The following is a 24,961-nucleotide window of genomic DNA, read 5'->3' as shown; positions in this document are numbered from 1 at the left end:
TGCGGTTACGGTTTGAATCGTAAAATGGATACAGTAAAAAGCGGAAATGTTGATATCAACATTTCCGCTTTTTGATCTGCACTTTGGTTAACCGCCACATGATATGGCCGTTAACCATTATCGCAGCTGATTAGTATTGCACCACACTGGCAATGTTCATGTTGCCTGATTGGTTAACGCTAATGCTATTGTTATTACCCGCTTGAGAACCTACTACCAAGTTGTCATTGCCAGCTTGAGTAATCAACAGGCTGTTATTATCACCGGCGACAGTAAATGAACTCGTGTCATCACCGCCTACCCAGTTACCATTACCTGATTGAGTAATTAGTGCCGTGTTTTTATCACCTTCGATAATTAAATCGATAAGGTTTAAATCGCCATTTTGCAGTGCAGTGACATCAGTATTATTGTTTCCAGCAATTGAAATGACCGCTTCGTTTTGAAGGCCATCTTGCTCGACATCTACTTCGTTACCGCTACCCACTACATCGACATAAGCAAAGTTAGCATCACCCTCTTGGTTAACTTCGATGCTGTTGTCTTCACCTTCAGCGAAGGCAACGATTTCGTTGTTATCACCTTTAGAAGATAAATCGAAATCGTTATCAGTACCGTATGCACCAAAGGTTGCGAAGTTAGCATCGCCTTTTTGTTTCAAGTCAACGTCGTTGCTATTGCCCCATACTTGGAACTCAGCACCGTTGACGTTGCCTTTTTGTGTGATAGTAATATCGTTATCATCACCTTGGATATCGGCCACTAGCGTATCACCAATAGTGTTGTCACGACCATTTTGGGTAATATCGACACTGTTATCATCACCTGTTGTCATCGCAAGGTAAGCTGTGTTGCCTTTACCTTTTTGGTCCATTGAAATATCGTTATCGCTGCCAGCTAGTGCGTAAACGAAACCAACATGGTTATCACCTTTTTGAACTATGTCTACAGTGTTATTGTCGCCTGCAATACCCTTAGCTGCGCCAAAGTTATTGTTACCTACTTGTTCAACAGAAACGTCGTTGTTATTACCTACGTTAGCTGTTAGGCCGAGTGAGATTAAGCCCGCTTGGTTGTTATCACCGTATTGCGTGATTTTACCGTCGTTATCGTTGCCTTGAACGCGAAATACTGCCAAGTTAGCATCGCCGTCTTGCTCAACTGATACGCTGTTTTCAGCGCCAGTGATTTCAACTTGGCTGTCGTTGACTTCGCCTAATTGGCTAACGATTACCGTGTTATCGTTACCAGCAACATCGTTGCTGCTCTGATTAAAGAAACCATTTTGCGACACATTTACATTGTTGTTGTCGCCTACAACATTTGCACTTGCCACATGCCAGTCAACTTGTTGCGTTATTTTGACTGTGTTATCTATGCCTGTAGAATTAATAGTCGCTTCGTGCCACACACCGTTTTGTTGCACAGTTGCGACTTGATCTGTACCTGTCTGCACTACTAAAGCAGAGTTAATAGCACCCGTTTGTGAGACTGAGGCTTCCTGACGTTCGCCAGATTGCACTACGCTAATTTCGCTCACTGAGCTGGCTGCAAACGCATTGCCGCTTAAACCTGTTGCAATGGCCAAAGCAATAAGAGATTTTTTAGCTTGTGATTTCATGTGACGCTCCCTGTTTAATATTGAGTTATTGAGATTGCAGCACCATCTGCAATCTGTTGAATCGAAAAGTTACCGCTGCCTAATTGGTTCAGTTGCACTAAATTGTCATTGCCAATTTGTGTTACTGAGGCCGTATTTTGACTGCCGACTTGCAGTAGTTGAACTTCGTTATTTGAACCAATCTGTGTAATTAGCGCATCGTTCTCATTGCCCACCTGCATTACATCAGCCTTGTTATCGCTACCTGATTGGAACAGTAATCCTTGGTTTGCATTGCCTTGTTGAACCAGTTCGATAAGGTTATCGCGCCCAGAGCGTTCTAGTAATGCTTGAAGGGTTACGGGTAACTCGCTGACGTTCAACTCTTGTGCTGAGGTCATGCAACTACATAGCAAGATGAGCGATACCAAAAAACGTAGAGATAGATTTGGCACGAGTGACTCCTTGCATGCATCAAATACTTTGAATTATCTAAAATCTGAATAATCCAAATTCAGGTTCATAAAGTACTGGGCATGTGAATATCAATCAATTGGTCAAAAGGATATGAATAATGAAATACTACCTGAGCGTCAAATGCAGCTTTTTTTGTTAGTTTATTGATTAAATTGAGCTTTTATCTGTGTTATCTACTTTTGCTTATCGTCACTAACCTAGTCGGCCTAGTAGTTAAGTCGTATTCTGCTGGAGCATTTTTTGTCTTTAGATTGTATAAGGTAAGTATTGTATGCCATGACCGAGCGGTAACACTGTGATTGAATTTAGTTTGTAAATACAAGGTTGATTTTATCTGGGCGATTGTTAAGTCTATGATTTTAAATGATATTTTTGATTCTGCATGAGTGAGTGATTAACGATAAGGTATTGTTGATGGAGTATGTGCTGAAACAGAAGTATTCAACTACGGTAGATGTAATGGTGGGGAGTCGTTAATGTCTCAAATGGTATTAATGCAGTTCTGGCTCTTTAGATGTGTCAGTGCTAGTTTCGCGAGTGATTTGAGTTTTTCGATCGCTTAGCTGTTGTATTTTAGCATTATTATTTATTAATGACGCATTAAAGTGAGTGTTGATATCGCTCATTTCATTTATATATTCAGGATCGTTTTTTTCTTGGTTTTGCCAATAACGTTTGCGTTCTAATTTTTGTAATTCGCTGGCGCGCAAAATCTCAAAGTAACTATTTTCTTGTTTAAGACGATAAATCTCGCCATCAAGTAGTTGCAATAACTTTTCTTTTGAAATAGTTTTTTGGTTTAGTAATGCTTGAAATGGATCGATTAATATTTCTTTTTTATCTGAATCAACTTCTGTGGTCACTCCCAGTTGATACTCAATTTTATGCTGGCTAAATTCTTGTGGGCAAGCGGTTTGGCTAAAGATTACTTTATCCTCTTTACGGCACTTATAAATAGTATTTGCCTGAGCGAGACAGGGCAAAAGAACCCAAATTAGGGTGAGTATCAGTCTTGCCATTAGGCCACAAATCCTTTGTAAACGAATATAGCAATCATGATTAAGTCTTTTTAGCCTATGAGGTAAATCGTCATTAGCTCGTTTTATGATGACGGCTATTCAGTCTCTACTTTGAGGTGTTATCCAGCTGCTAATACTGAGTATTTTGACTGCTAACGGCAAGCTAAACCTCTCCAGCATAATTGCGCTAGTATACTTAAAATTAACATCTGCATCATACTATGACGTAATTTATTTAATAAAACCAGTTTTTGATAAGACAAAAGATTTGTATTTTAAGTTCTTGATAAAATAGGGAATAATAGAGTCGTGTAGCGTTTATGACATAAAAAAGGAGCACGTAGCTCCTTTTTTATTATTGATGCGCAAGATTAGCGATCGAATCTTAAATTATCAATAAGCCGCGCTTTACCAATATAAGCCGCCGCTAGAATGACTAAGGCTTGATCTTGTCTCTGCGCCGCTTCAAGTGTATGAGCATGGCGAATTTCAAGATAATCGGGTGTAAATCCCGCTGCGACTAAACTGGCTTTCGCTTGCTCAGTAACTGCATCAATACTCTCGCCTTGCTTGATCCCTTTTGCCATGGCATCGATAGCTATTTTTAGGGCTGGCGCTGCGGCTTTTTCAGTGGCAGTAAGGTAGCCATTACGTGAACTCATGGCTAAACCTGAGTCTTCACGTATGGTATCTACACCAATAATTTCAATCGGTAAGGACAAATCTTCAACCATAGTTTGGATCACTAATAGTTGTTGATAATCTTTATTACCAAAAAAAGCCACATCGGGTTGGACTATGTTGAATAGCTTACAAACTATGGTCGCTACTCCACGAAAATGTCCTGGACGACTGGCACCGCACAATACGTCAGAAATCATCGGCACTTCGACAAAGGTTTGTTGGCTTAACCCTTTGGGATACATCACCGCAGGCGTGGGCGTGAACAACAGTTCGGCTCCAGCTGCAGTAATGGCCGCGCTATCGGCCGCAAGTGTACGTGGGTAGGCATCGAGATCTTCATTTTGGCCAAATTGCATTGGATTAACAAAAATCGATACCACCACATGGTCGCACTTTTGCGCCGCTTCGCGCACTAAAGTAATGTGTCCCTGATGGAGGTTGCCCATGGTTGGCACAAAGGCGATGGTTTCGCCCTTGGCACGCCATGCACGCACTTGAGTGCGAATATCATCAATATGGGCGCTAGTGATCATTGAGCCTTACCTTGCATAAATCTATGACTAATTAAAAGTGTGTTCGTCGCTAGGGAATATCCCTTGGGCCACTTCGTCGATGTAAGCTCGCACAGCAGAACGGATTTCACCGGTTTGCTTTAGGTAGTTTTTCGAAAAACGTGGAATATAACCACTTGAAATACCTAGTACATCATGCATAACTAAAATCTGACCATCAGTTGATGCGCCAGCACCAATGCCAATCACTGGGATTGTTAAGGCTTCAGTGATTGCTGCGGCTAATGGCGCAGGAATACATTCAACCACCAATAGTAGAGCACCAGCAGCTTCCATCGCTTTGGCTTCGTCAATAATCCGTTGAGCATTTTCTGCATCACGACCTTGTACTTTAAAGCCACCAAATACATGCACTGACTGCGGCGTTAAGCCTAAGTGTGCACATACTGGAATGCCGCGCTCAGTCAGTTTAGTCACGGTTTCTAGCAACCAATGGCCGCCTTCGACTTTGACCATGTTGGCACCAGCCTGCATTAGCTCAGTCGCATTAACCATGGCTTGCTCTGGTGTGGCGTAACTCATAAAGGGCATATCGGCGATCAGCAGGGCACGTTCAATACCACGACGGACACAGCGCGTGTGGTATGCGATATCCGCTGTAGAGACGGGTAGTGTGTCGTCATGGCCTTGCAGCACCATTCCTAAAGAGTCACCGACGAGCAGTACCTCGACACCTTCGCTATCAAACGCGTTGGCAAAACTGGCATCATAGGCTGTAAGTGCCGTGAATTTTCTACCTTCCCGCTTATATTTCAACAGGGTTGAGCTAGTAATTTTAGACATATGGATGATCTTCAAACCAAATAGAAGTGGTGTTATAAGCTAACTGGAGACGGACTTCAATGATCAATGCCCAGTTGTTGTAACTCGGCCAGCATTTTAGCATCGATGAGACATGTAATTGCAGTGCCACAGGGCAAAATAAGACTCGGTGCAATAGCGGCTAAAGGTACAAGCACAAAACTGCGTTCTTTCATGCCGTAGTGGGGCACTTTGAGCCTAGGAATATCAATATTCTCATTGCCATACAAGAGTAAATCGAGATCTAAGGTTCTGGGCCCCCAGCGCTCAAGACGTATTCGGCCTTGGGTGTTTTCAATCTGCTGCAGTGCATCGAGTAAAGCTAATGGCGTAAGCTCAGTATCAAAACTGACTACGGCATTAACATAATCGGGTTGCACCACATCGCCCATGGGCACCGAGCGGTAATAGGGTGAAACCTGTAGGCGGTTTTCTAAGGCTAATATGGACAATGCCGCAACAGCATTGTCCAATTGAGCCTTTGGGTCTTCAAGATTTGCGCCTAACGCAACGTAGACACGAGGCATTATTCTGCGGCTTTTGTTTTTGGCGCAGAACCATCAGTATTTGGCGCACGAGGGCGACGGCGACGCTGAGTGGCATTACGGTTACGGTTTGGCGATTTACTGCCGCCACGGGCAATGGCTAGGCGCTCTGTTTCATCGGCTTCGACAAATTGTTGCCACCAAGCTGCACTCTTAGCTAGATTACCAGCTTCGACTTCACCTCTGAGCAATAGCAAATCATATGCGGCTCTAAACTTAGGATGTTCCATCAGTTTAAAGGCGCGGGTGCCTTGACTGCGGTCAAAGCGTAGCTGTAACTGCCAAATATCTTTTGCTGGTGTACTAAAACGGCGTGGAATGCTAATGGTTTGGCATTGCTGCTCCATTACATCGCCCATCGCGGCAAAAAAAGCATCATATAAAGTTAAGCCACTTTCAAGCGCAATATCTTCAGCCCGTTGGCGTAGTGGATACCAAAGAATGGCGGCATAAAAGAAAGAGGGCGTGACCGGCTTATCTTCGTTAACGCGTTGGTCGGTACTCTTCATGATAGCTTGTAGCATCTTCATGGGAGCGCCTTTAGGATCATCCTTTAGCAGTGCAGCCACTTGCGGAAACAGTGGTTCGAACAGTTTGTATTCTTGCATTAGCTCAAAGTTGGCTAAGGCTTTGCCTGCAAAGAAGAGTTTCAGCACTTCTTCATACATGCGTGCGGCAGGAATATCTTTTAACAACGGCGCTAATTGTTTAATTGGTGCCGCTGTTACGGTTTCGATAGTCATGTTGAGTTTAGTGGCGAAACGTACTGCCCTTAACATGCGCACGGGATCTTCACGGTAACGGGTTTCAGGATCGCCAATTAATCGTAAAGTCCCCGCTTTAAGATCGTTCATACCGCCGCCGTAGCTGCGAATAGAGTAGTCGCTGATATCGTAATAGAGTGCATTAACGGTAAAGTCGCGGCGCTCGGCATCTTCGTCAATTTCACCATAGACGTTATCGCGCAGCAAACGCCCTTCGGCATTAGCTTTAGAGACTTTCTCATTGCTTTCGCCATGGTGACCGCGAAAGGTGGCCACTTCGATAACATCGCGGCCAAAAACGATATGCGCTAGGCGGAAACGACGGCCAACAACACGGCAATTACGGAATAGCTTTTTGATTTCTTCTGGGGTTGCGTTGGTGACGACGTCGAAATCTTTCGGTTCAATCCCTAAAAGTAAATCGCGTACGCCGCCGCCGACTAAATAGGCTTTAAAACCCGATTTATTCAGTCTGTATAATACCTTAAGGGCATTTTCGCTAATTTGTTTGCGTGAGACGGTATGGGCATCTCTTGGCACTAACTCTAAGCTTAACGCACCAGAACTTTGTTCGGGTGTGGAGGGTTCAGTCTGAGCTTGAGTTGGAGCGGTCGTTTTAGGCGCGTCTTCAAATAGCTGTTTGCAGAATTGGCTGATACGGCGAAAAATGGGACACCTCGAAATATGATCTGTTATTTGATTAAAAATCTGGCGGCTATCATATACCAAATGCGGCCTAATGAGTATATCAGGGCTCGATCAGTATCTCAGATTGTTGCGGGATTGCAGATAATTGAAACTGAACCACAGCTTGCGCGAGCATTTGTGCCACATCAGTCTGGTTTTCAACTGGGGCTTGGCCTAAAAAAACCAGTGCCGCATTGAGACTCGTCTGTGGATTACGTGTATCAATCGCCTGCGCATGGTTTTGTTTGGAGAGCTTAAAGCCTTTACTGATACAAGCCAGCGGTAGGTGCAACCATTGCGGTGCAGTCAAACCAAAGTTTTGATACAAGCTCAGTTGACGGCAACTGGCTTCGATTAAATCACAGCCTCGAACCACTTCAGTAATCCCTTGATAGGCATCGTCGAGCACCACGGCCAATTGGTAGGCATACAGGCCATCACTGCGTTTGATAATGAAATCCTCTGCGGCAAAATGGCTGTCGACGTTAATATGGCCCATTAAATTATCATCAAATTCTTGCACTCTGGCCGTATTGACGATTCGCACTGCGCCCATCTTTAAAGCCTGAACGGCGGGTAATCGGTGGCAGCGACCATCGTAGACACCGCCCATGGCTTGAATTTGTTTGCGGCTACACTGGCAGAAATAAGCTTTATCTTGGGCGAGTAGCGCATCAATGTGAGCTTGATAGGCCTCAGTACGAAGGCTTTGATATAAAGGTGCATCATCCCATTCAAACCCATAGGCTTCTAGGGTGCGTAAAATATCATCGGCAGCACCTTTGACTTCACGCGGAGGATCAATATCTTCAATGCGGATTAGCCACTTGCCCTGTTGTGAACGCGCGCGTAAATAGCTACCAAGGGCAGCGATAAGCGAACCAAAATGTAAGGCGCCTGAAGGCGAAGGTGCAAAACGGCCGACATAAGGTTGGCGGGATAAATCACAGTGCAATCGATTCAGCATAATATTTAACGAGTATTTAAAAGCTGGGGTATTTTAGAGGCAGATAAGAATAAAAGCGAATGCTGGTGTATGGAGGCGAGTATGACGCTAGCTCTGATTTTGAAACTCTGATTTTGATATTGGGATATTGAAGTATTGAATTTTTTCACTACAAAAAAATAGGCGGGGAAGACCCGCCTATTATATTTGATTAACCAGCCATTTGTTTCTCTTTGATCTCTGCAAGCGTTTTACAGTCGATACATTGATCGGCTGTTGGACGCGCTTCGAGACGGCGAATGCCTATTTCAACACCGCAAGAATCACAGAAGCCGAAGTCGTCTTCTTCAATTTTTTGCAGTGTTTTTTCGATTTTCTTGATCAGCTTACGTTCTCTATCGCGAGCACGAAGTTCGAGACTGAACTCTTCCTCTTGTGCTGCACGGTCAACAGGATCGGGGAAGTTTGCGGCTTCATCCTGCATGTAGTTAAGAGTACGGTCGACCTCTTCACGCAACTGATTGCGCCAAGCTTCAAGAATTGTCTTGAAGTGACCCAGTTGCTTAGCGTTCATGTATTCCTCACCCGGCTTTTCCTGGTAGGGAGTTACACCTGCGATAGCGAGTACGCCAAGTTTTTTGGTGCCTTCAGGCATAACGCATCTCCTGTAATCATTTGCGTTTGTAGGGCGTCCTTAAGAACGGCCGCTATCTATACCAGAATCTTTACATCGAGGCAAACTTTTCATACTGAATTGTTTGAATTATTTGACTGCGTTCGCGAATGTAAACGAAATAACATTTAACTCAGTTTTAACATCATACTCGGACAACACAGGGGTAAGCTAGGTTAATCTCTGTGGGGGATATTTCACAGCGATAGGCTAATACTTCAACTCCACTTAACACAGCTATTTTCAGTAACTTAGCATATTCAGGGTCGATATGTGCCGCAGGAGCGACGCAGGTTATCTCTGAATGTTGTACTACAAATAACAGCACCGCCCTATGGCCAAGGCTCACCATATGCATTAATTCACGTAAGTGTTTTTGGCCTCGCAGACTCACGGCATCGGGGAAATAGCCTTGACCATCCTCAAGCAAAGTACAACTTTTGACTTCTATATAACAGGCGGGTTTTTGAGCAGCTTGCAACAAGATATCGATACGGCTATTTTCATCACCGTATTTTACTTCTCGGCTTAGGCTGTCATAACCTGTTAGTTCGCTGATGATACCTTTATTGATCGCATCCTCCGCTAAGGCGTTGGCTTGGCTTGAGTGAATGCCAATTAAGCTGCCGTTGGGCGTAGTCATTAATTCCCACGTATGGGCATATTTGCGTTTAGGGTTATCAGAGGTCGAAAACCACACGGTTTCACCGGGATACAGGCAGTTTCGCATCGATCCCGTATTAGGACAATGTAGGGTTATTTCACTGCCATCGCTTAGCTGCACATCGGCCAGAAAACGTTTATAGCGGCGTAATAAAATACCCTGTTGTAGTGGCGGAGCAAATTCCATCAGTAGACCTATCTCGGCTATTCTAGGCCACAAAGCCTAACAAATTTTGCAAATGTTTACAGATTTTACCCGAGTAACTTTGCTCAATTGCTTTGCGTCACCGACGGCTAGCAGTAAACTGCCGTCATACCGTTTGTTCAAATTGATTGTTCTAAAACGAATCTAAAAATAAGGATCCACAATGAGTGAACTAAAAATGACTGAATTGATGAAAGTACAATTAACCAAAGATGCACCTGCCGCCCATTGGGGCAAAGCCGATGTAACTTTTACTGCAGGCGGCGCGCAAATTCATTTAGCCGGTGGTGATGAACTACGTCAAATTCAAATGGCGGCACGTAAACTACGCAGCCAAGGCATTAGCTGCGTTGTATTAGACGGGGCGTTGTGGGATCTCAATAGCCAGTGGGTATTCGCCCAAGGTTTTGCGACAGCGAAAACAGGCTATCAAATCCATTGGTGCGGCGATGATGCGGTGCAAACTGAATTACAGCGTCGCTTTGATGTGGCAACTTTTGCCCGCCAGCTTATCAACGACACACCTGAAAACTTATCGCCAGTGAAATTAGCCCAACAAGCGGCGACATGGCTGGCAGATGTGGGTGGCGACAAAATTAGTTATCGTATTATCGAAGGCGAAGCGCTGCTTGAAGAACAGTGGATTGGTATCCATGCAGTGGGTCGCGGCAGTGAACGCCCACCAGCAATGTTAGAGTTAGACTTCAATCCATTAGCTGCCGATGCACCTGTATCGGTTGCGCTTGTGGGTAAAGGGATTACTTTTGATTCTGGCGGTTACAGCATTAAAGCCTCCGAAGGCATGTTAGGCATGAAATGCGATATGGGCGGCGCCGCCACTGTGACCGCTGCGCTCGGTTTAGCGATCAAATCAGGCCTAAATAAACGGGTTAAACTGTTCTTATGTTGTGCAGAAAACCTGATCAGCGGCCGTGCTTATAAGTTAGGTGATATTCTGACCTACAAAAATGGTGTAACTGTTGAAGTGGTTAACACTGACGCAGAAGGGCGTTTAGTGCTAGCCGATGGTCTGCAAGCTGCTTCTGCAACCGGTGCACCTTTTATTATCGATGCTGCCACATTAACGGGCGCTGCTGTAATGGCAGTTGGCTCAAACTACAACGCAATTTTCTCGCCACAGGCTGATGTATTGCAACTGGCTCAGCAAAAAGCCATCAGTGTTGCCGAGCGTGTTTGGCCGTTGCCGCTGGACGCTTGGCATAAAGAAATGTGCCCGTCGGCCTATGCCGATACGGCGAACAGCCGCGCCATGAAAGGCGGCGGTGCGGGCGGCGCTTCTAATGCGGCAGGTTTCCTATGGCGCTTTGTTGCACCAGAAGCAAAATGGTTGCATGTTGACTTAGCGGGCGCCTTTGAAGATTCAGCTTCTGCACTGTGGGGCGCTGGCGCCACGACTCACGGTGTATTGACCATCAGTGAATTAATCAAAGGCTAAACCTAGGTCAAAGTCAGCTATGTTAGCTAAGATCTATTGAGGTTTTACTGACTTGATGAAAACCGCCTTCGGGCGGTTTTTTATTGCGTGAAATCAGATACTACACGTTCGCTTGGCTATTACGTGGCTCCATGGCATGTTATGGCTAAGGTGTGTGTTGGAGAAACATGATGATAACGATACGAAAAGCGACTAAAGATGATGCTCAAGCCTGTTGGGATATTCGCAACGCGGCCATTAATAAAGGCTGTAGCGGATTTTATGATGCGGATGATTTACTTATTTGGACCGAGGGTGAATTAACCGAGCAGTTTAGCCGTATTGTTGCAGCACATTTTTATGTGGCAGAGCAGTTTAGTGTAAATACGCAGCTTAAAACCGTGGTCGGTAGCATTATGCTTGATGAACCCTATGCCCAGTTAGAAGCGCTGTTTGTCGCCCCAGATGCCATGGGAATTGGTGTAGGTAAAGCCTTATTACAGTTTATTGAAACCATGGCTTTTAATCAGGGTATTGCTCAACTCAGATTAGAATCAACCCTTAATGCGGTAGATTTTTATCGCCACAGTGGTTTTGGCGGTGAAGGCCTAGAAGAGGACTCTATTTACTGTTCGCCCAGAGGCATCGCCTTAGAATGTATGGTGATGTACAAGAATTTAGTGCGTAGAAAATGACGTTAAAATGGGATTGCTGACATATTCAAGGAAATCAACAGAGCAAGTATGGATGTGGAATTAACTCTGAATGTAATGGTCAAGGAAATCAACGGATCAAGCATGGATGTGGAATTAACTTTTCATGAGAGGTTGCTGACATATTCAAGGAAATCAACAGATCAAGCATGGATGCGGAATTAACTTTTCATGAGAGGTTGCTGACATATTCAAGGAAATCAACAGATCAAGCATGGATGCGGAATTAACTTTTCATAAGAGGTTGCTGACATACTCAAGGAAATCAACAGATCAAGATGGGGGAATTAACTCCCAAGAGTATGCCAACTATCGTTCTTTCGCCTGAAATCCCGATGCTGACAAGATTAGCGTTAATGGCTTAAATAAAACTTAATCCATAGGTAAAAGACTTTATTTAACCCCTTTTTTAGCTACTTATATTTCACACATGCTGAGCGTTAGTTTGCTTCTGGGCTATTGAGTTGTTGGCGCTTTTCCATTAAATCCTTAACTAAGGGTGTAAGAATTAACTCCATTGCTAAGGACATTTTCCCACCTGGAACTACTAAGGTATTGATTCGTGACATAAATGATCCTTGGATCATGTTGAGATAATAGGGGAAATCGACATTGTTGATGCCGCGAAAGCGGATCACCACAAAACTTTCGTCCAAGCTCGGAATATTTTTAGCGCTAAAAGGGTTAGACGTATCTACTGTGGGCACCCGCTGAAAGTTGATATGCGTACGGGAGAATTGTGGCGTCATGTGCTTAATATAATCGTCCATACTACGCACAATCGATCCCATTACCTTCTCACGACTATGGCCACGTTCAGAGGTATCGCGGATAATTTTTTGGATCCACTCTAAGTTGACGATAGGCACCATGCCGATCAGTAGATCGACATGCTGCGCGACATCCGCTTCATCAGTCACAACACCGCCGTGCAGGCCTTCATAGTAGAGCATGTCGGTGTTTTCAGGCAGAGGCCGCCATTGGGTAAACGTACCGGGCATTTGGTTGAAAGGCACGGCTTCATCGAAGGTGTGTAAATAACTGCGTGTTTCACCTTGACCCGTGCCACTGTAATCGCGAAAACATTGTTCTAGTCGGGCAAAGTTATTGGCCTCAGGGCCAAAATAACTGAGGTTTCGATTCTCTGTTTGAGATTTGCGGATCATCACTTCCATCTCAGCGCGGGTAAAATGATGAAAACTGTCACCTTCGACAAAAGCGGCGTTGATCCCAAGTTGCCGAAAAATATGGCTAAAGGCGGTGGTAGTGGTGGTGGTTCCTGCGCCTGATGAGCCTGTTACTGCAATAATGGGATGTTTTGCTGACATGTATTCTACCTAACTAGGAACCAAAAGAGCCGCTTATGAAGAAGCGATAAAAACGCGAGTACTATTTATACGGTACAGAGGTAGGACGGGTCAATCTTGCTGCTGTGCTATTTGATCTGCCGAGCGTATGGCGAAGGACTCGTCGTCCTCGCTGTACTCTAGCTTTAGCTTCCCCTGTTTAAGTGCTTGTTGACATTGGACTATCGCTTGAGATAACTCCTGTTCATCAAGGCTGCTAAAGCTGCCATCTTCCACTTGGCCGAGTAAATACTCACGGATTAAATTGACTAGGGTTTCTTTAGGGAGTTGTAACAGGGTTTCATAGGGAATGAGCATCGGTATTTCCTTGTGCGATAGCGTCGCGATTGATTGGACTAACATTCGATTGGTCAAGGTTATACTTGCCCACTAGAAACTGTAAAACTCGGCTTTCTAGATAGTAATGGGGTCTCCAAGGCGTGCCGCCATCGATAAAACCAACATGGCCGCCATGGGCATGTAATTCGTATTCCACATAGCCTGATAATTGACTTGGACGCGGGATAACTGCGTCAGTCATAAAGGGATCGTCCTTGGCATGTATAATCAGTGTTGGTTTTGAGATGCGGCTGACAAAGGGCAAGCCACTGGCACGAGTATAGTAATCGTCAACACCATCAAAACCGTGCAAAGGCGCGGTGACTTTATCGTCAAAATCATAGAAGGTGCTTAAACGGTCAACCTCTAACTGGCTTAGTGGCATAGATATAGCCAAGTCGGGATCGCTCAGCTTATGGCTTATTTTTTGTCGTAACTGTTTAATCAAATGACTTTGATAGACCCTTGAAAACCCGTGTTCTAAACGTTTTGCACAGGCCGATAATTGCAGTGGCGCCGAGACAACTACTGCGCGGGCTAATAAACTATCATCTTGATATTCACCTAAATATTTAGTCAGTACATTACCTCCTAAACTGTAACCCACGGCTAATAATGGTGAGTGTGGATAGGTATTTTTTAATATGGACAAACTAAACTGTAAATCGTCGGTGTCACCACTGTGATAACTGCGGGCGAGGCGATTGGCCTCACCTGAACAACTTCGGTGATGATGTACTACCGCTGCCAACTGTTGTGCTTTACAGGCTTGCAGTATCCGTCTGGCATAATGGGATTGAGCACTGCCTTCTAACCCGTGGATAATGACCACAATCGGTTTGCCAACTTGTGGAAGCCCCTGCCAATCTAAATCGATAAAATCGCCATCGGGTAACTCGACTCGTTGCCTTTGTAAGTCAGGTTTAGCCACTTTAGTGAATACGGGTAAAATCGTTTGTATATGTGGGCTCTTGGCCCACCAAGGTGGCATAAAGATATTTGGCATGGGTATTTATCTTGGTATCGGCTATTGCTGAAAATTAAAACGTGTGTTTAATTTATACCTAATTATTTAACAATGTAGAAACTCGTATGTTGAGGTCGCTTAGGTATAAACTGGCCGCTATTGTAGCACAATTGTTTTTTATACCGATATTTGGACGGATAGTTAGGAGCAGCAAATGAAGCGACGAACCTTTTTAATGAGCGCATTTGCCGGTACGGCGGCGTTAGCTTTAGGGGTTAATCTCTATTCGCCCGAGTTTAGTTTACCCGAAGACAGTGAGGCTAAAGATTACCGTTTGCTATTTAGCGTGCTGTTACCTGTGATACTCGATGGCGCCTTGCCTGATGTGACAACCCACAAGTTAGCGGCGCAAAATCGCACCTTAGATGCCATTAAGCAATCCATTGCAGTATTGCCAGATGAGCAGCAAACCGAGTTGTTTGAACTACTGGATATGCTTGAAAATCGCCTTGGGTTACTGGTGCTTACTTCTAGTATGACGCCGTTATTAATGCGCTCTCCCGCTGAATTAACTGACATGTTAGAAACGTGGCGTCACAGTTATTTTGCGCTGTTACAAACGGCTTATTTAGGATTGCGAGAACTCATTATGGCCAGCTTTTATGCCTGTCCTGAGCATTGGAACCGTTTACATTATGCTAAGCCAGAGCTATTTAAATCGTGAGCGTTTTAACGTTTAAGCCCTTTAAACCTGAGTTCCTTAAAACTGAGTTCTTTAAAACTTGAGTATTAAATAAAAACTGACTTGTAGGCGTATTAAAAGTCGAATAATAACAACCTTACCCGCGACAGTGGAGCACCCAAGTTGGCAATTATAGATCCCATAGTGAATGGCTTAAACTCAGGTTGGTTGTACACCGATGCGAGTCAATTGCAAGAAAACCAAACGTTTGAAGCCGATGTGATTATCGTTGGTACGGGGGCTGGCGGCGGCGTTGCGGCTGAAATCCTCACTCAAGCGGGGCTGAGTGTCATCATGATTGAGGCGGGACCGCTGAAATCGTCTAGTGATTTTAATATGGAAGAGCGCGTCGCTTACCCTAACTTATATCAACAGGCGGCGGCGATGAAAACCACCGACAAGGCGATTGGGATTTTTCAAGGTCGTGCTGTTGGTGGCTCAACCACTGTTAACTGGACCACTTCTATTCGCACGCCAACTGAGGCGTTAGCTTTTTGGGCACAACATAAATCAGTTGCTGGGCTCAATCGCGAGAGCTTAGATCCTTGGTTTGAAAAAATGGAGCAAAGGCTCAACATCCACGAGTGGAATTACGAACCCAATCGTAATAATGCCGCCCTAAAGCAAGGGTGCATAAACTTAGGCTGGGATTATACCGTGATCAAACGCAATGTAGCTGGTTGCTGGAATACTGGCTATTGCGGCATGGGTTGTCCCGTCAATGCAAAACAGTCGATGTTAGTGACTACGATACCCGCAGCGCTTGATAAAGGGGCGCAGCTGATCAGCCGCGCTAAAGTGATGAAGATTGAGCACCATAATGGTCAAGTTTTTGCGTTAAAAGCACAGGCGCTGGATACCCATTTACGCCCGACTGACGTTGAGCTGCTATTTAAAGCTAAACATTATATTTTGAGTGCTGGCGCTATCCATACTCCCGTGTTGTTGATGCGATCGCAGGTGCCCGATCCCTATCAGTTATTAGGCAAGCGTACTTTTTTACACCCAACACTATTATCAGGTGGTGTATTTGCCGATGCGATTAATGGTCATAGCGGCGCGCCGCAATCTATCTACTCCGATGAATTTGTCTGGAAAAATACCGCCGATGGTGAGCTGGGTTATAAACTTGAAGTGCCGCCAGTGCACCCAATTTTAATCGCCTCTAAAACCTTAGGCTATGGCGCAAGTCATGCCGAATTAATGTCGCAGTTCAATCAGTTGCAAGTGACTATTGCCCTTATCCGTGATGGTTACCATCCCGACAGTCAAGGCGGTGAAGTGCACTTAACGCCTAAAGGCTTTAATTTGGATTATCCGTTGACCGATGCCTTTTGGCGCGCCGCACGCCGCGCCTTTGCCAGTATGGCGGAATTACAATTTGCGGCAGGCGCGCTAAAAGTGCTACCGATCAGTGATGGCATGCCATATTTGTCGTCGTGGAAAGAGGCGAAAGAGAGTATTGCCAATATGGCGCTCGCACCGCTGCGCACTATCGTTGCATCAGCGCATGTGATGGGCGGTTGCCCTTTTGGGGAAGATGAAAAGCTTTCTATGGTCGATAGTTATGGTCAGTCGCACTATTTAGCTAATTTATCTGTGATGGACGGTTCTGTTTTTCCGACTAGCCTTGGAGCCAATCCTCAGTTATCGATTTATGGCATCACGGCACGTAATGCCACTAAGCTAGCCGAGAAGTTGACCGCTGGCTTAACTTAACTATCAGCTAAAATATTTAGCACAAATATCATCGAACCTATAACAGTATCACACCTATAACAGTATCAAAGTGCGCTCAACAATCTGATACTGTTATTCTTTTTACTACAATGTAGGGTAAGTAGAAACTATCGCAGATTAACCTAGCATTGTGATATCGACTGTTATCACTTTGATAAACTCACGGGTAAGTGCCCTGTTTTAACTAAGATAATGGTTTCTTCTTTTACAAACGGAAAATGGCCGCTCATATGTGGACTACGTATCCAAGTGTGGCGCGGATATTCGCCCTGTTCATCTTGAAACTTACCCGTTAGCACTAATATTTCTTCGCCACCAAAATGGCGATGGGGCTGAAAGACTTCATCTTTAGGCCATTTTACTAGCGCGGTATGCTCATGTTCAAACTCGTGCAGTGGCATAACTTGTAGGCCACCCATTCCTGTTAACCATTTAGTATGCTGGGTATTGAGTTTAACCACGTCAGTATCGCGCGGATCAAATTGATTAAGTTTCACAAAGATGATGCAACCTTCTTTACTAAAGGGCGCATGCTGGCTCCCCGGTGGATGGCGCAGATAACTGCCTGCGGGATAATCGCCATTTTCATCTGAAAATACGCCCTCAAGCACAAAAATCTCTTCACCAAACGGATGCTGGTGGGTCGCAAACTGCGAGTTCGCATCATATTTCACTATGCTACTGGTGTGCCCGGACTCTTTAGCTTCCCGTTCTAGCGGTTTGCGCCACACGCCTTTTGCAGGACTTGGCAGCCATGTTTGCTGCTGCGTATCGATAACGATGCGCTCGCTAAAGTTCATATTGAGCATAGTGTTACGCCTTATTTATCTTGAATGTCAGTACGTTAAGCGGCTTCATTTTAATCGTTGTGATGTAAAGTGATTGGCCTTCAATATCGGTAACGTTAAATTAATAGCATTTCAAATTTGAGCCACTGTTAATGTAACTCAGTTTTAATGTGGCTCACTTTTAATCTGCAAGGTTAAATCAGTTTCGTCCTGCCATCACGCCGCCGTCAATATCCCAAATGGCACCTGTAACCCAACTGGTTTCATCGGATAACAAAAAGCAAATGCTGTTTGCCACATCAAGCGCAGTACCTACTCTACCAATAGGATGAAAACCATTAAAGCTTGTCATGACTTGGTCAAGCTCTGCCGCGTCAATAAAAGCATGGTAGATGGGCGTGTTCACAACGGCGGGCGATACCGCATTCACTCTAATATTCTGGTCGGCAAGCTCCATAGCTAAGTGCTGCGTTAATGCATGTAATCCCGCTTTTGCCATCGAGTACGCCGATGATGGCGTTGCTTTTATAGCTTGCTTGGCCCACATAGAACCGATATTGACTATGCTGCCCCCTCCGGCTTGGATCATTTTATGGGTCACTGCTTGCGTAATTTTAAATAGCGCTTTATTTAAATCCATATAAAGATCGTAATCAGACTCTGAATGGTCGATAAAGGATTTAGGATTAAAGTAACCTGCGGCATTGACCAAATAACCTACTTTTTGTTCGAGCTGGTCAATGTGATTAATTAGGCGATTGATATCCGCAGCTTGGTAAAGGTTTGCTTGAAAACCCTCAACCTTCACGCCTTGTGCGCGGTAAGCATTGTTAAGTGTTGCTACTGCAGTGGTGAGTTTATCTTGCTGATTACCCACAATCAGCAGTGACACACCTTGCTTAGCAAGTTGTTTCGCTGTTTCAAAACCAATGCCGCTGCTACCACCGACAATAATCGCAAGATGTGCGCTATTAAATTTCATATTTTTATCCTAAGAATGATCAACGTGATAATCTTATGAATTCAATAACTATTTTAACAGTAAGTACAAATCGGTAAGTCAGGTACTTTTTGGTACATCTTTATGAATAACAATGAAAAAATTATTGTGAGAAAAACGCCGCCAGAACGCTCTGCCCGTATGGTTGAGACTATTTATGGCTGCAAATGGTCATTAACGGTTTATCAGCTTTTGGCCAGCGGAGTACAGCGGCCAGGAGAAATGGTGCGCTCCGTTGAGGGGCTTTCAACTAAAGTGTTGAACCAATGCTTAAAAAAGAACATCGAATTTGGCATTTTAGATAAAGTTATTTTTAACGAACTCCCGCCACGAGTTGAGTATCAAGTGACCGACTTTGGTCAAAAGTTTCTGCACATTTTGGATGAGTTAGAAAAGTTGCAGCAAGAAATCGACGCCTAATCTTACGGTTGGCGTCAATGTTTGCGATATTTTTATGGTTTGAGTCATGAACGTTAATAATGGCAGTCGGTTAATCTTGACCCATACAAGTGAGAATCATTGACTGTTTAGTGATGGTTAACGGTTTTATAAGACAGTCGCTTGTCGCTACAAGTTTGTAGCGCTAGCGAGTGATGAGATGTATTAACTAAATTGCAGTTACACAGAATCTGTTACCCCCTCTCGATAGAGCTTAAATACCTTGCCATGCAGCATTCAATCGCTGCTGCGCGGTCAACGTGTCATGCAATCTAAGCGATTAGTAGCATTTAACAAAGAGGCTAGAAAAAGCGATCACATCGCAATATATCTGCATCACCGAGTGCCTAGGGCGCTAACATGCCCATACTGTTGACATCAGCATCACCAAGACCAAATAAACTTAAATAACTCACTAGGTTACTCGACTGGCCGCTTGGCAGTATTCCACTGAGTTGATTTAAAATAGTCCGCTGGGCTTTGCGCTCCATCATTAATTCGACATCCAGCATTTGCTGATATTCGTTTTCAGCTAGGCGAGTTTTAGCAAGGCGACGCAGGCGGCGATAGGGCGACACAAAGCGTTCATCCCATTCGTTAATTGCAGTCGCCAGCATTTGCCACTGCTGCACGCTATATTCCCTTGGCCCCGCAACATCGAGGGTAATATCTAAATATTGCGCCAGCAAAAGTAGGTTTACGTTGACCTGGCAACTGTCTTGTAATTCGAGGCATAGGGCTTTATTTTGCCCATAACTCATATCACACCATTGCCAAATTTGACTGTCTAATTGGGTTACATCTGACATACTTTTCCTTCAAACACTAGGGTGCTTTTATGCGCGCGTATTACTGGCTCATGATCTCAAGTTCAAGAGCGTCAATCTCTTCTTGCAACTCAAGCCATTGCATTTCACTTTCTTCTAAGGTTTGCGTCAAGCGAGTTCGTTCGCTAAGTACCGCGGTTAGTTTCGCTTTGTTATCTTGATCATATAATTCGCTATCAGCCAATAAATGTTCTAACTCAGCAAGGCGCTCGCTCAGCTTATGTTGATCGGTTTCTAACTTAGTTTGCTTACGTTTTAAAGGCGATACTTTTTGGCGTACTTCAGCTTCAAGACGCTTTTGCAGCTTTTTATCTGCAGCAGGTTTGAGCTCGTCATTATTGCTGTTTTGGCTAGAACTTGCCTTTGCTGCATCGAGCAACCATTGATGGTAATCCTCTAAATCGCCATCAAAAGCGCGGACTTCACCTTGATCAACCAGATAGTAATCACTACAGGTTAAGCGCAGTAAATGACGGTCGTGCGATACGATAACCATTGCGCCTTCAAAGGTTTGTAGCGCCATAGTTAAGGCGTAGCGCATTTCTAAGTCTAAATGGTTGGTCGGTTCATCGAGCAGTAAAAGGTTAGGGCGTTGCCATACCAATAGCGCTAACACTAAACGCGCTTTTTCGCCGCCAGAAAAGGGACGTACTGGTGAGAGCGCCATATCGCCGTTAAAGCCAAAACCACCTAAAAAGTTACGTAATTCTTGTTCTCTGGCATTAGGCGCTAAACGCACTAAATGCTGCATTGGTGTATCGTCGAGGCGTAAAAACTCAATTTGATGCTGGGCAAAGTAGCCAATATTGACGCCAGGATTCGGTTCATACAAACCGGTTAGTGGCGACAGTTGACCAGATAACAGCTTGATTAATGTTGATTTACCCGCGCCGTTACGGCCCAATAATCCAATGCGCGCACCCGGCACTAAGTTTAAATGCACTTTACTGAGTATTTGTTTTTCACCATAGCCAACGGCGACTTGCTCCATCTTAATCAACGGATTTGGCAGGGCTTCTGGCGCACGAAACTCCATATAAAATGGGCTATCGGCTTGTGATGGTGATAGTTCAGCCATACGCTCTAGCGCTTTTAAGCGGCTCTGTGCCTGCTTGGCTTTACTTGCCTTGTAGCGGAAACGGTCAACGAAGGATTGTATATGCGCGCGTTCTTTTTGTTGGCGCTCAAAGGCAACTTGTTGCTGCGACATACGCTCGGCACGAATACGCTCAAAGGCACTGTAATTACCTTTATAGAAATTGAGTTTTTGATTTTCAACATGAACGATTTCATCAACGATTTCATCGATAAAATCTCTGTCATGGCTGATTAGAATTAGCGTGCCTTGATAGGATTTAATCCAACCTTCGAGCCAGTACATGGTATCTAAATCTAAGTGGTTGGTCGGCTCATCGAGCAGTAATAAGTCTGAGCGGCACAATAGCGCTTGGGCTAAGTTAAGGCGCATACGCCAGCCGCCCGAAAAGCTTTTTACCGGATTACTTTGGTCGGCTTCACTAAAACCTAATCCTGCTAATAATGAACCCGCGCGCGAATGAATCGCATAACCACCAATAGCGTCTATTTTGCCGTGTAACAATGCAATCGCATTGCCATCGTTATCTTCTTGCGCCTTGTGCAATAGGGCTTCTAATTGACGATATTCGCTATCACCATCGATCACATATTCCAGCGCCGAGACGTCGAGCGCAGGGGTTTCTTGGGCCACAGTGGCAATTTGCCAGCCAGAAGGCAGGCTAAACTCACCTTTATCTAGGCTTAAGTGACCTAAAATTAATGCGAGCAGTGAAGATTTACCTGTGCCGTTAGCACCGACTAACCCGACCTTATGGCCAGGATAAATCGTCAGAGAGGTCTCATCTAGCAGGGTTTTACTGCCACGGATTAATTGCGCTTGGTTGATGCTGATCATTGACTACAACTTGGTTAACACGAGAATTTATCAGGGCACAGATGATAGCGTACAACCCTGTTTCAAACCACAACCTGACTCGATAACTCGGACAATTAATCGACTTTTCAGGATGATCTTTCGTGAATCGCATCACATCGCCCTAAGGCTTCATACTTTAAGGTAACGCTGGTATTCAAGCATCACTGTGGCAAAATAGCGGCAATTCATTCGGCCGAATCACTTGGCCTCGCTATCTGGTCCTTTATCTATTATGACAAACACTAAAATCAAAAAGCGTTTCGTAGCCGGTGCTAAGTGCCCAAAATGCAGTGCTAAAGACACTATTTTGCTCTACAAGGAAAACGGCATCGAAACCGTTGAATGTACTGAGTGTGACTACCGTGAACAGCAAACCGATGAAAAGGTTGCTGAAAAAGCCACCGGCGCTGTGATCGGCGTGTTTAAACCGGATTAGGTTTCGCTAGGTAGTCCAGAAAATTAGATTCGTAAAAAACTCTTCGATGCGCAGTGTCGATTGGCAATATTACTTCAGTGATACGACGCCTATTGTTTTTAAAATAAGCTTCCCAGAGGGCTCGTCGGTGGCATCCATGCCACCGACGGCCACTTCCGTAATAATGCTAATCCTAACTAACCCTCTCACTGCTCATTCTGCTAAAAAACTATTGCCTCAACGGCTCAAAGATTAGCCATTTTTTGTTTGATAACTAGAGATACAAAAAGTAATAGATACTAAAAAGTAAGACCTGACCATGAGGGATTGCAAACATCGTTACAGTGAATCAGACTTGCCTAGTCTGGTTCACGCGCGAACGCGATCATTTTTCATGAGCTTTGGGCTAACAAATCTTTGCCTCATTCCGTGTTTCAGTTCGTTAGCTTAATCAAAAACTCCCGCTCCTGTTACCATACAAATTCTCGTCTTTTTTCCTAATGTTTGATCCTGCCGTAAATCGCCTAACAATGTATGGGTATACAGTCGTATTTAAATTTAGGTATTTTGGGATGATTTGAAGACAAGAACAGTGCGCACTAACTCCATCAGCAACAAATAAAACTCTATAAAATCAGGTGACTATAGTCGCTGACTTTGAGTTAATCGGTTTGGAAAACGCGCATGCGCGTTTTTCCAGATGGTTTATTTGGCAGAAAGCTGATAAGTTCTTTTCATACAAATAGTTAACCGTGCGCGTTTTCACTGGTCCAACGAGGTAAACGCGCATGCGCACGAATAAAATGTTAGGCAATCAATGAACTACGGATTACGATGAAAGCTTTATTTATTGGTGCTGGGGCAACATATGACTGCGGCATGCCTCTTGTCTGGGAGTTGACTGCTGAAATAAGACGTTGGTTAACTCCTGAAAAATTAATTGCATTCAATAAAAATTGGAAGTCTCAAGGTGGTGGCTGGGATCAAGATGTTATCTCATGTGTTGTATCTCTATTAGAAAATGAGAATTTACATTATGAGAACATCATTGGAGCCATTGAAGTAGAGTGCTCTAGGGAACGAGATCAACTTAAGAGGCAGAGTTATCATGCTGCGCTTGGCTTTCTACTTCAGGCTGTATATGGCTTACTGATGGAGCGTCAGGTGAAGAATACGAGCTATGCATTGGCCGCGTTGGAAGACTTTTCCTCAATCAAGGAAATGGTCAACAATAACAAACCGCTTTGGATTTTCTCCCTGAATCATGATTGCATCATTGAAATGTTGGCGCTCAAATTAGAAATTCCATTAAAGTCAGGTTTTAATGAGGAAGTTAATATCCCGATGAAAACCGCCAACGGTTCGATATATAGCTTCCCCTTTGAAAGGTTAAGTCGGAAATCCATTGAAGAAAATCAATATGATTTTTTTAGACACGGTGAGTTCGGCATTAACCTTATAAAGCTTCATGGGGCCTTAGATATATTTGGCCAAAATGACGAGCTTAACTACCTGAAAGTAAAGTCCGCTACAAGTAGCCCAGACTCTCTATCTTCACAGATTCAACTACTAGATAAAATAAATCAAGATATTGCAGTCCGAGATGGAATTGTATGCACGAACGAAAATATCTATGAAGATGAAAATGGAGAAATTCAGTTTCTACGGAAAAGCCTGCTATCAGGCGCTCACAAGTTTACTAATAAACTAAGCCAGATAGCGCCATCTGAGTTTCTATCGCTTTTCAAAGGGAATCTGAATTATGCCAATGAGCTTATTTGTATAGGTTATAGCTTTGGAGACAAACATATAGACGATCAGATAGCAGACTGGCTATCCTTCTCAGCATCTAGAAAGCTGAATATTGTCAACCCAGGAATCAATAGCTGCCCTGAGAGAATGAAGCATTTATCTAGTCAGGTGACATGCAGCCCACTTGGTGCTGCTGACTTCTTTACCCAATTAAGCAATAAGAAGCCAACGGTGTTTCAAGCCATGTTATGAAAAGCTAGAACATTAGCTCGTGATAAAATAAAACGTGATCTGACAGAAAATGCCTAACAAGCGCATGTTGTCGGACTGGTTTTTCGCGGTGCTCCAAACCAGCCGCAAATACGGGCGTTATCTCCATAGAAATTTGAATCCGAAACTGACGAGTTAGAGCAAATGGGCTATCACGCTTTTGTCCCAAAGTGAGCCAGTGAATCACTCTACATCAGACTGATTCACGCGAGCCCCTAAAACCCGCCCTAATCCCCCGTTTGCGGCTATTCTGGGGTGGTTTTTCCCCTTAAGATGAATCAAATCTCTAGAGAACTGATTCATCTTCCTGTTATGCCCATTCTGACTAGTTATATCAAGTGTTGATTGGTTTGTAGTTGAAAGAGGCGTTATTAATAGAATATCTAATCCGAATCTGGTTAATTAAGAGTAAATTATCTAACAAGGTTATGCTTCATATTTTTAGATGGCGATACAGTTGTATGGGGTGTGAGAATGGCCATTGGGGCATCAGTGACCGTTGGCGACATGGATGTCGCCGTCGAGCCCTCACGGAAGAGTTTACGGCGTGTCACTGGGGAGGCAATGGCAAGTGATTAAACGTTATTCAGTTTTTCTTT

The 24,961-nt window shown here is 44.2% G+C and carries 24 protein-coding genes; 7 read left to right on the top strand and 17 right to left on the bottom strand.

Features of this window, described 5'->3' with window-relative positions:
* Positions 1–130 precede the first annotated feature (130 nt).
* From C9I43_RS12415 to sfsA, 10 genes are all read right to left on the bottom strand, one after another.
* Complete coding sequence (locus C9I43_RS12415; RefSeq protein ID WP_107883647.1) at positions 131–1,621, bottom strand: curlin; 1,491 nt, start codon at positions 1,619–1,621, stop codon at positions 131–133.
* A 14-nt stretch (positions 1,622–1,635) separates the two neighbouring features.
* Positions 1,636–2,055 carry a curlin gene (locus tag C9I43_RS12410; protein WP_076497694.1) on the bottom strand — a complete coding sequence of 140 codons (420 nt, stop codon included), beginning with the start codon at positions 2,053–2,055 and terminating at the stop codon, positions 1,636–1,638.
* A 513-nt stretch (positions 2,056–2,568) separates the two neighbouring features.
* Positions 2,569–3,096 carry a DUF4124 domain-containing protein gene (locus C9I43_RS12405; RefSeq protein ID WP_107883646.1) on the bottom strand — a complete coding sequence of 176 codons (528 nt, stop codon included), beginning with the start codon at positions 3,094–3,096 and terminating at the stop codon, positions 2,569–2,571.
* 371 nt (positions 3,097–3,467) lie between these two features.
* Positions 3,468–4,313 (bottom strand): pantoate--beta-alanine ligase, encoded by an 846-nt coding sequence (gene panC, locus C9I43_RS12400; RefSeq protein WP_107883645.1) that lies wholly within the window; start codon positions 4,311–4,313, stop codon positions 3,468–3,470.
* 27 nt (positions 4,314–4,340) lie between these two features.
* Positions 4,341–5,135: a 3-methyl-2-oxobutanoate hydroxymethyltransferase gene (gene panB / locus C9I43_RS12395; RefSeq protein ID WP_107883644.1), complete on the bottom strand. Its 795-nt coding sequence runs from the start codon at positions 5,133–5,135 to the stop codon at positions 4,341–4,343.
* Positions 5,136–5,191: 56 nt separating this feature from the next.
* Complete coding sequence (folK, locus tag C9I43_RS12390; RefSeq protein WP_076497687.1) at positions 5,192–5,680, bottom strand: 2-amino-4-hydroxy-6-hydroxymethyldihydropteridine diphosphokinase; 489 nt, start codon at positions 5,678–5,680, stop codon at positions 5,192–5,194.
* Complete coding sequence (locus C9I43_RS12385) at positions 5,680–7,191, bottom strand: polynucleotide adenylyltransferase PcnB (RefSeq protein WP_181317883.1); 1,512 nt, start codon at positions 7,189–7,191, stop codon at positions 5,680–5,682. The genes folK and C9I43_RS12385 overlap by 1 nt, the downstream gene beginning before the upstream one ends.
* A gap of 19 nt (positions 7,192–7,210) precedes the next feature.
* On the bottom strand, positions 7,211–8,116 hold the full coding sequence (gluQRS, locus tag C9I43_RS12380) for a tRNA glutamyl-Q(34) synthetase GluQRS (RefSeq protein ID WP_107883643.1): 906 nt from the start codon (positions 8,114–8,116) through the stop codon (positions 7,211–7,213).
* A 190-nt stretch (positions 8,117–8,306) separates the two neighbouring features.
* Entirely contained in the window at positions 8,307–8,750 is a 444-nt protein-coding gene (gene dksA, locus C9I43_RS12375; protein ID WP_076497683.1) for an RNA polymerase-binding protein DksA, read from the bottom strand.
* A gap of 163 nt (positions 8,751–8,913) precedes the next feature.
* Positions 8,914–9,618, bottom strand: coding sequence for a DNA/RNA nuclease SfsA (sfsA, locus tag C9I43_RS12370; protein ID WP_107883642.1), 705 nt, complete (start codon positions 9,616–9,618; stop codon positions 8,914–8,916).
* 181 nt (positions 9,619–9,799) lie between these two features.
* Between sfsA and pepB the strand changes: the two genes are divergently transcribed.
* Together pepB and C9I43_RS12360 are read left to right on the top strand one after the other, a co-directional pair.
* Positions 9,800–11,092 carry an aminopeptidase PepB gene (pepB, locus tag C9I43_RS12365; RefSeq protein ID WP_107883641.1) on the top strand — a complete coding sequence of 431 codons (1,293 nt, stop codon included), beginning with the start codon at positions 9,800–9,802 and terminating at the stop codon, positions 11,090–11,092.
* A gap of 170 nt (positions 11,093–11,262) precedes the next feature.
* A complete protein-coding gene (locus C9I43_RS12360) occupies positions 11,263–11,766 on the top strand; it encodes a GNAT family N-acetyltransferase (protein ID WP_181317918.1) in 504 nt (167 codons plus the stop codon).
* A 458-nt stretch (positions 11,767–12,224) separates the two neighbouring features.
* Here C9I43_RS12360 and C9I43_RS12355 read toward each other — a convergent pair whose 3' ends face one another.
* The 3 genes from C9I43_RS12355 to C9I43_RS12345 form a co-directional block, all read right to left on the bottom strand.
* Complete coding sequence (locus C9I43_RS12355; RefSeq protein WP_107883639.1) at positions 12,225–13,112, bottom strand: phosphoribulokinase; 888 nt, start codon at positions 13,110–13,112, stop codon at positions 12,225–12,227.
* A gap of 90 nt (positions 13,113–13,202) precedes the next feature.
* Positions 13,203–13,448: a YheU family protein gene (locus C9I43_RS12350; protein ID WP_076497675.1), complete on the bottom strand. Its 246-nt coding sequence runs from the start codon at positions 13,446–13,448 to the stop codon at positions 13,203–13,205.
* Complete coding sequence (locus tag C9I43_RS12345; RefSeq protein WP_107883638.1) at positions 13,432–14,475, bottom strand: hydrolase; 1,044 nt, start codon at positions 14,473–14,475, stop codon at positions 13,432–13,434. The genes C9I43_RS12350 and C9I43_RS12345 overlap by 17 nt, the downstream gene beginning before the upstream one ends.
* Before the next feature lie 175 nt (positions 14,476–14,650).
* Here C9I43_RS12345 and C9I43_RS12340 point away from each other — a divergent pair, with 175 nt between their 5' ends.
* Positions 14,651–15,160, top strand: coding sequence for a TAT leader-containing periplasmic protein (locus C9I43_RS12340; RefSeq protein WP_076497670.1), 510 nt, complete (start codon positions 14,651–14,653; stop codon positions 15,158–15,160).
* A gap of 141 nt (positions 15,161–15,301) precedes the next feature.
* Positions 15,302–16,897 carry a GMC family oxidoreductase gene (locus tag C9I43_RS12335; RefSeq protein ID WP_107883637.1) on the top strand — a complete coding sequence of 532 codons (1,596 nt, stop codon included), beginning with the start codon at positions 15,302–15,304 and terminating at the stop codon, positions 16,895–16,897.
* Positions 16,898–17,064: 167 nt separating this feature from the next.
* Here C9I43_RS12335 and C9I43_RS12330 read toward each other — a convergent pair whose 3' ends face one another.
* Both C9I43_RS12330 and C9I43_RS12325 read right to left on the bottom strand, forming a co-directional pair.
* Positions 17,065–17,727: a cupin domain-containing protein gene (locus C9I43_RS12330; protein ID WP_107883636.1), complete on the bottom strand. Its 663-nt coding sequence runs from the start codon at positions 17,725–17,727 to the stop codon at positions 17,065–17,067.
* 178 nt (positions 17,728–17,905) lie between these two features.
* Entirely contained in the window at positions 17,906–18,688 is a 783-nt protein-coding gene (locus C9I43_RS12325) for an SDR family NAD(P)-dependent oxidoreductase (RefSeq protein WP_107883635.1), read from the bottom strand.
* 102 nt (positions 18,689–18,790) lie between these two features.
* Between C9I43_RS12325 and C9I43_RS12320 the strand changes: the two genes are divergently transcribed.
* Complete coding sequence (locus C9I43_RS12320; RefSeq protein WP_076497662.1) at positions 18,791–19,126, top strand: winged helix-turn-helix transcriptional regulator; 336 nt, start codon at positions 18,791–18,793, stop codon at positions 19,124–19,126.
* A gap of 365 nt (positions 19,127–19,491) precedes the next feature.
* Here C9I43_RS12320 and C9I43_RS12315 read toward each other — a convergent pair whose 3' ends face one another.
* Together C9I43_RS12315 and C9I43_RS12310 are read right to left on the bottom strand one after the other, a co-directional pair.
* Positions 19,492–19,953, bottom strand: coding sequence for a DUF2390 domain-containing protein (locus C9I43_RS12315; RefSeq protein ID WP_076497660.1), 462 nt, complete (start codon positions 19,951–19,953; stop codon positions 19,492–19,494).
* Between the two features lie 40 nt (positions 19,954–19,993).
* Complete coding sequence (locus C9I43_RS12310) at positions 19,994–21,904, bottom strand: ABC transporter ATP-binding protein (protein ID WP_076497658.1); 1,911 nt, start codon at positions 21,902–21,904, stop codon at positions 19,994–19,996.
* Positions 21,905–22,157: 253 nt separating this feature from the next.
* On the opposite strand from C9I43_RS12310, the gene C9I43_RS12305 reads away from it, so the two are divergent.
* Both C9I43_RS12305 and C9I43_RS12295 read left to right on the top strand, forming a co-directional pair.
* Complete coding sequence (locus C9I43_RS12305; RefSeq protein ID WP_076498043.1) at positions 22,158–22,361, top strand: YheV family putative zinc ribbon protein; 204 nt, start codon at positions 22,158–22,160, stop codon at positions 22,359–22,361.
* A gap of 813 nt (positions 22,362–23,174) precedes the next feature.
* Positions 23,175–24,344, top strand: a complete 1,170-nt coding sequence (locus C9I43_RS12295; RefSeq protein WP_076497654.1) for a hypothetical protein — start codon at positions 23,175–23,177, stop codon at positions 24,342–24,344.
* Positions 24,345–24,961: the final 617 nt, after the last annotated feature.

It is taken from the genome of Shewanella morhuae, assembly GCF_003028295.1.
GTDB lineage: Bacteria > Pseudomonadota > Gammaproteobacteria > Enterobacterales > Shewanellaceae > Shewanella > Shewanella morhuae.
This window is presented reverse-complemented; position numbering and strand designations above follow the sequence as displayed.

Bases quoted from the DNA above. Each gene is read 5' to 3' on its own strand.
- panC (WP_107883645.1), bottom strand. From the start codon at position 4,313: ATGATCACTAGCGCCCATATTGATGATATTCGCACTCAAGTGCGTGCA.
- C9I43_RS12340 (WP_076497670.1), top strand. From the start codon at position 14,651: ATGAAGCGACGAACCTTTTTAATGAGCGCATTTGCCGGTACGGCGGCG.
- C9I43_RS12345 (WP_107883638.1), bottom strand. From the start codon at position 14,475: ATGCCAAATATCTTTATGCCACCTTGGTGGGCCAAGAGCCCACATATA.
- C9I43_RS12315 (WP_076497660.1), bottom strand. From the start codon at position 19,953: ATGTCAGATGTAACCCAATTAGACAGTCAAATTTGGCAATGGTGTGAT.
- C9I43_RS12320 (WP_076497662.1), top strand. From the start codon at position 18,791: ATGAATAACAATGAAAAAATTATTGTGAGAAAAACGCCGCCAGAACGC.
- C9I43_RS12415 (WP_107883647.1), bottom strand. From the start codon at position 1,621: ATGAAATCACAAGCTAAAAAATCTCTTATTGCTTTGGCCATTGCAACA.
- C9I43_RS12310 (WP_076497658.1), bottom strand. From the start codon at position 21,904: ATGATCAGCATCAACCAAGCGCAATTAATCCGTGGCAGTAAAACCCTG.
- C9I43_RS12360 (WP_181317918.1), top strand. From the start codon at position 11,263: ATGATAACGATACGAAAAGCGACTAAAGATGATGCTCAAGCCTGTTGG.
- C9I43_RS12350 (WP_076497675.1), bottom strand. From the start codon at position 13,448: ATGCTCATTCCCTATGAAACCCTGTTACAACTCCCTAAAGAAACCCTA.
- dksA (WP_076497683.1), bottom strand. From the start codon at position 8,750: ATGCCTGAAGGCACCAAAAAACTTGGCGTACTCGCTATCGCAGGTGTA.
- panB (WP_107883644.1), bottom strand. From the start codon at position 5,135: ATGTCTAAAATTACTAGCTCAACCCTGTTGAAATATAAGCGGGAAGGT.
- C9I43_RS12405 (WP_107883646.1), bottom strand. From the start codon at position 3,096: ATGGCAAGACTGATACTCACCCTAATTTGGGTTCTTTTGCCCTGTCTC.
- folK (WP_076497687.1), bottom strand. From the start codon at position 5,680: ATGCCTCGTGTCTACGTTGCGTTAGGCGCAAATCTTGAAGACCCAAAG.
- C9I43_RS12330 (WP_107883636.1), bottom strand. From the start codon at position 17,727: ATGCTCAATATGAACTTTAGCGAGCGCATCGTTATCGATACGCAGCAG.
- pepB (WP_107883641.1), top strand. From the start codon at position 9,800: ATGAGTGAACTAAAAATGACTGAATTGATGAAAGTACAATTAACCAAA.
- gluQRS (WP_107883643.1), bottom strand. From the start codon at position 8,116: ATGCTGAATCGATTGCACTGTGATTTATCCCGCCAACCTTATGTCGGC.
- C9I43_RS12305 (WP_076498043.1), top strand. From the start codon at position 22,158: ATGACAAACACTAAAATCAAAAAGCGTTTCGTAGCCGGTGCTAAGTGC.
- C9I43_RS12325 (WP_107883635.1), bottom strand. From the start codon at position 18,688: ATGAAATTTAATAGCGCACATCTTGCGATTATTGTCGGTGGTAGCAGC.
- C9I43_RS12355 (WP_107883639.1), bottom strand. From the start codon at position 13,112: ATGTCAGCAAAACATCCCATTATTGCAGTAACAGGCTCATCAGGCGCA.
- sfsA (WP_107883642.1), bottom strand. From the start codon at position 9,618: ATGGAATTTGCTCCGCCACTACAACAGGGTATTTTATTACGCCGCTAT.
- C9I43_RS12295 (WP_076497654.1), top strand. From the start codon at position 23,175: ATGAAAGCTTTATTTATTGGTGCTGGGGCAACATATGACTGCGGCATG.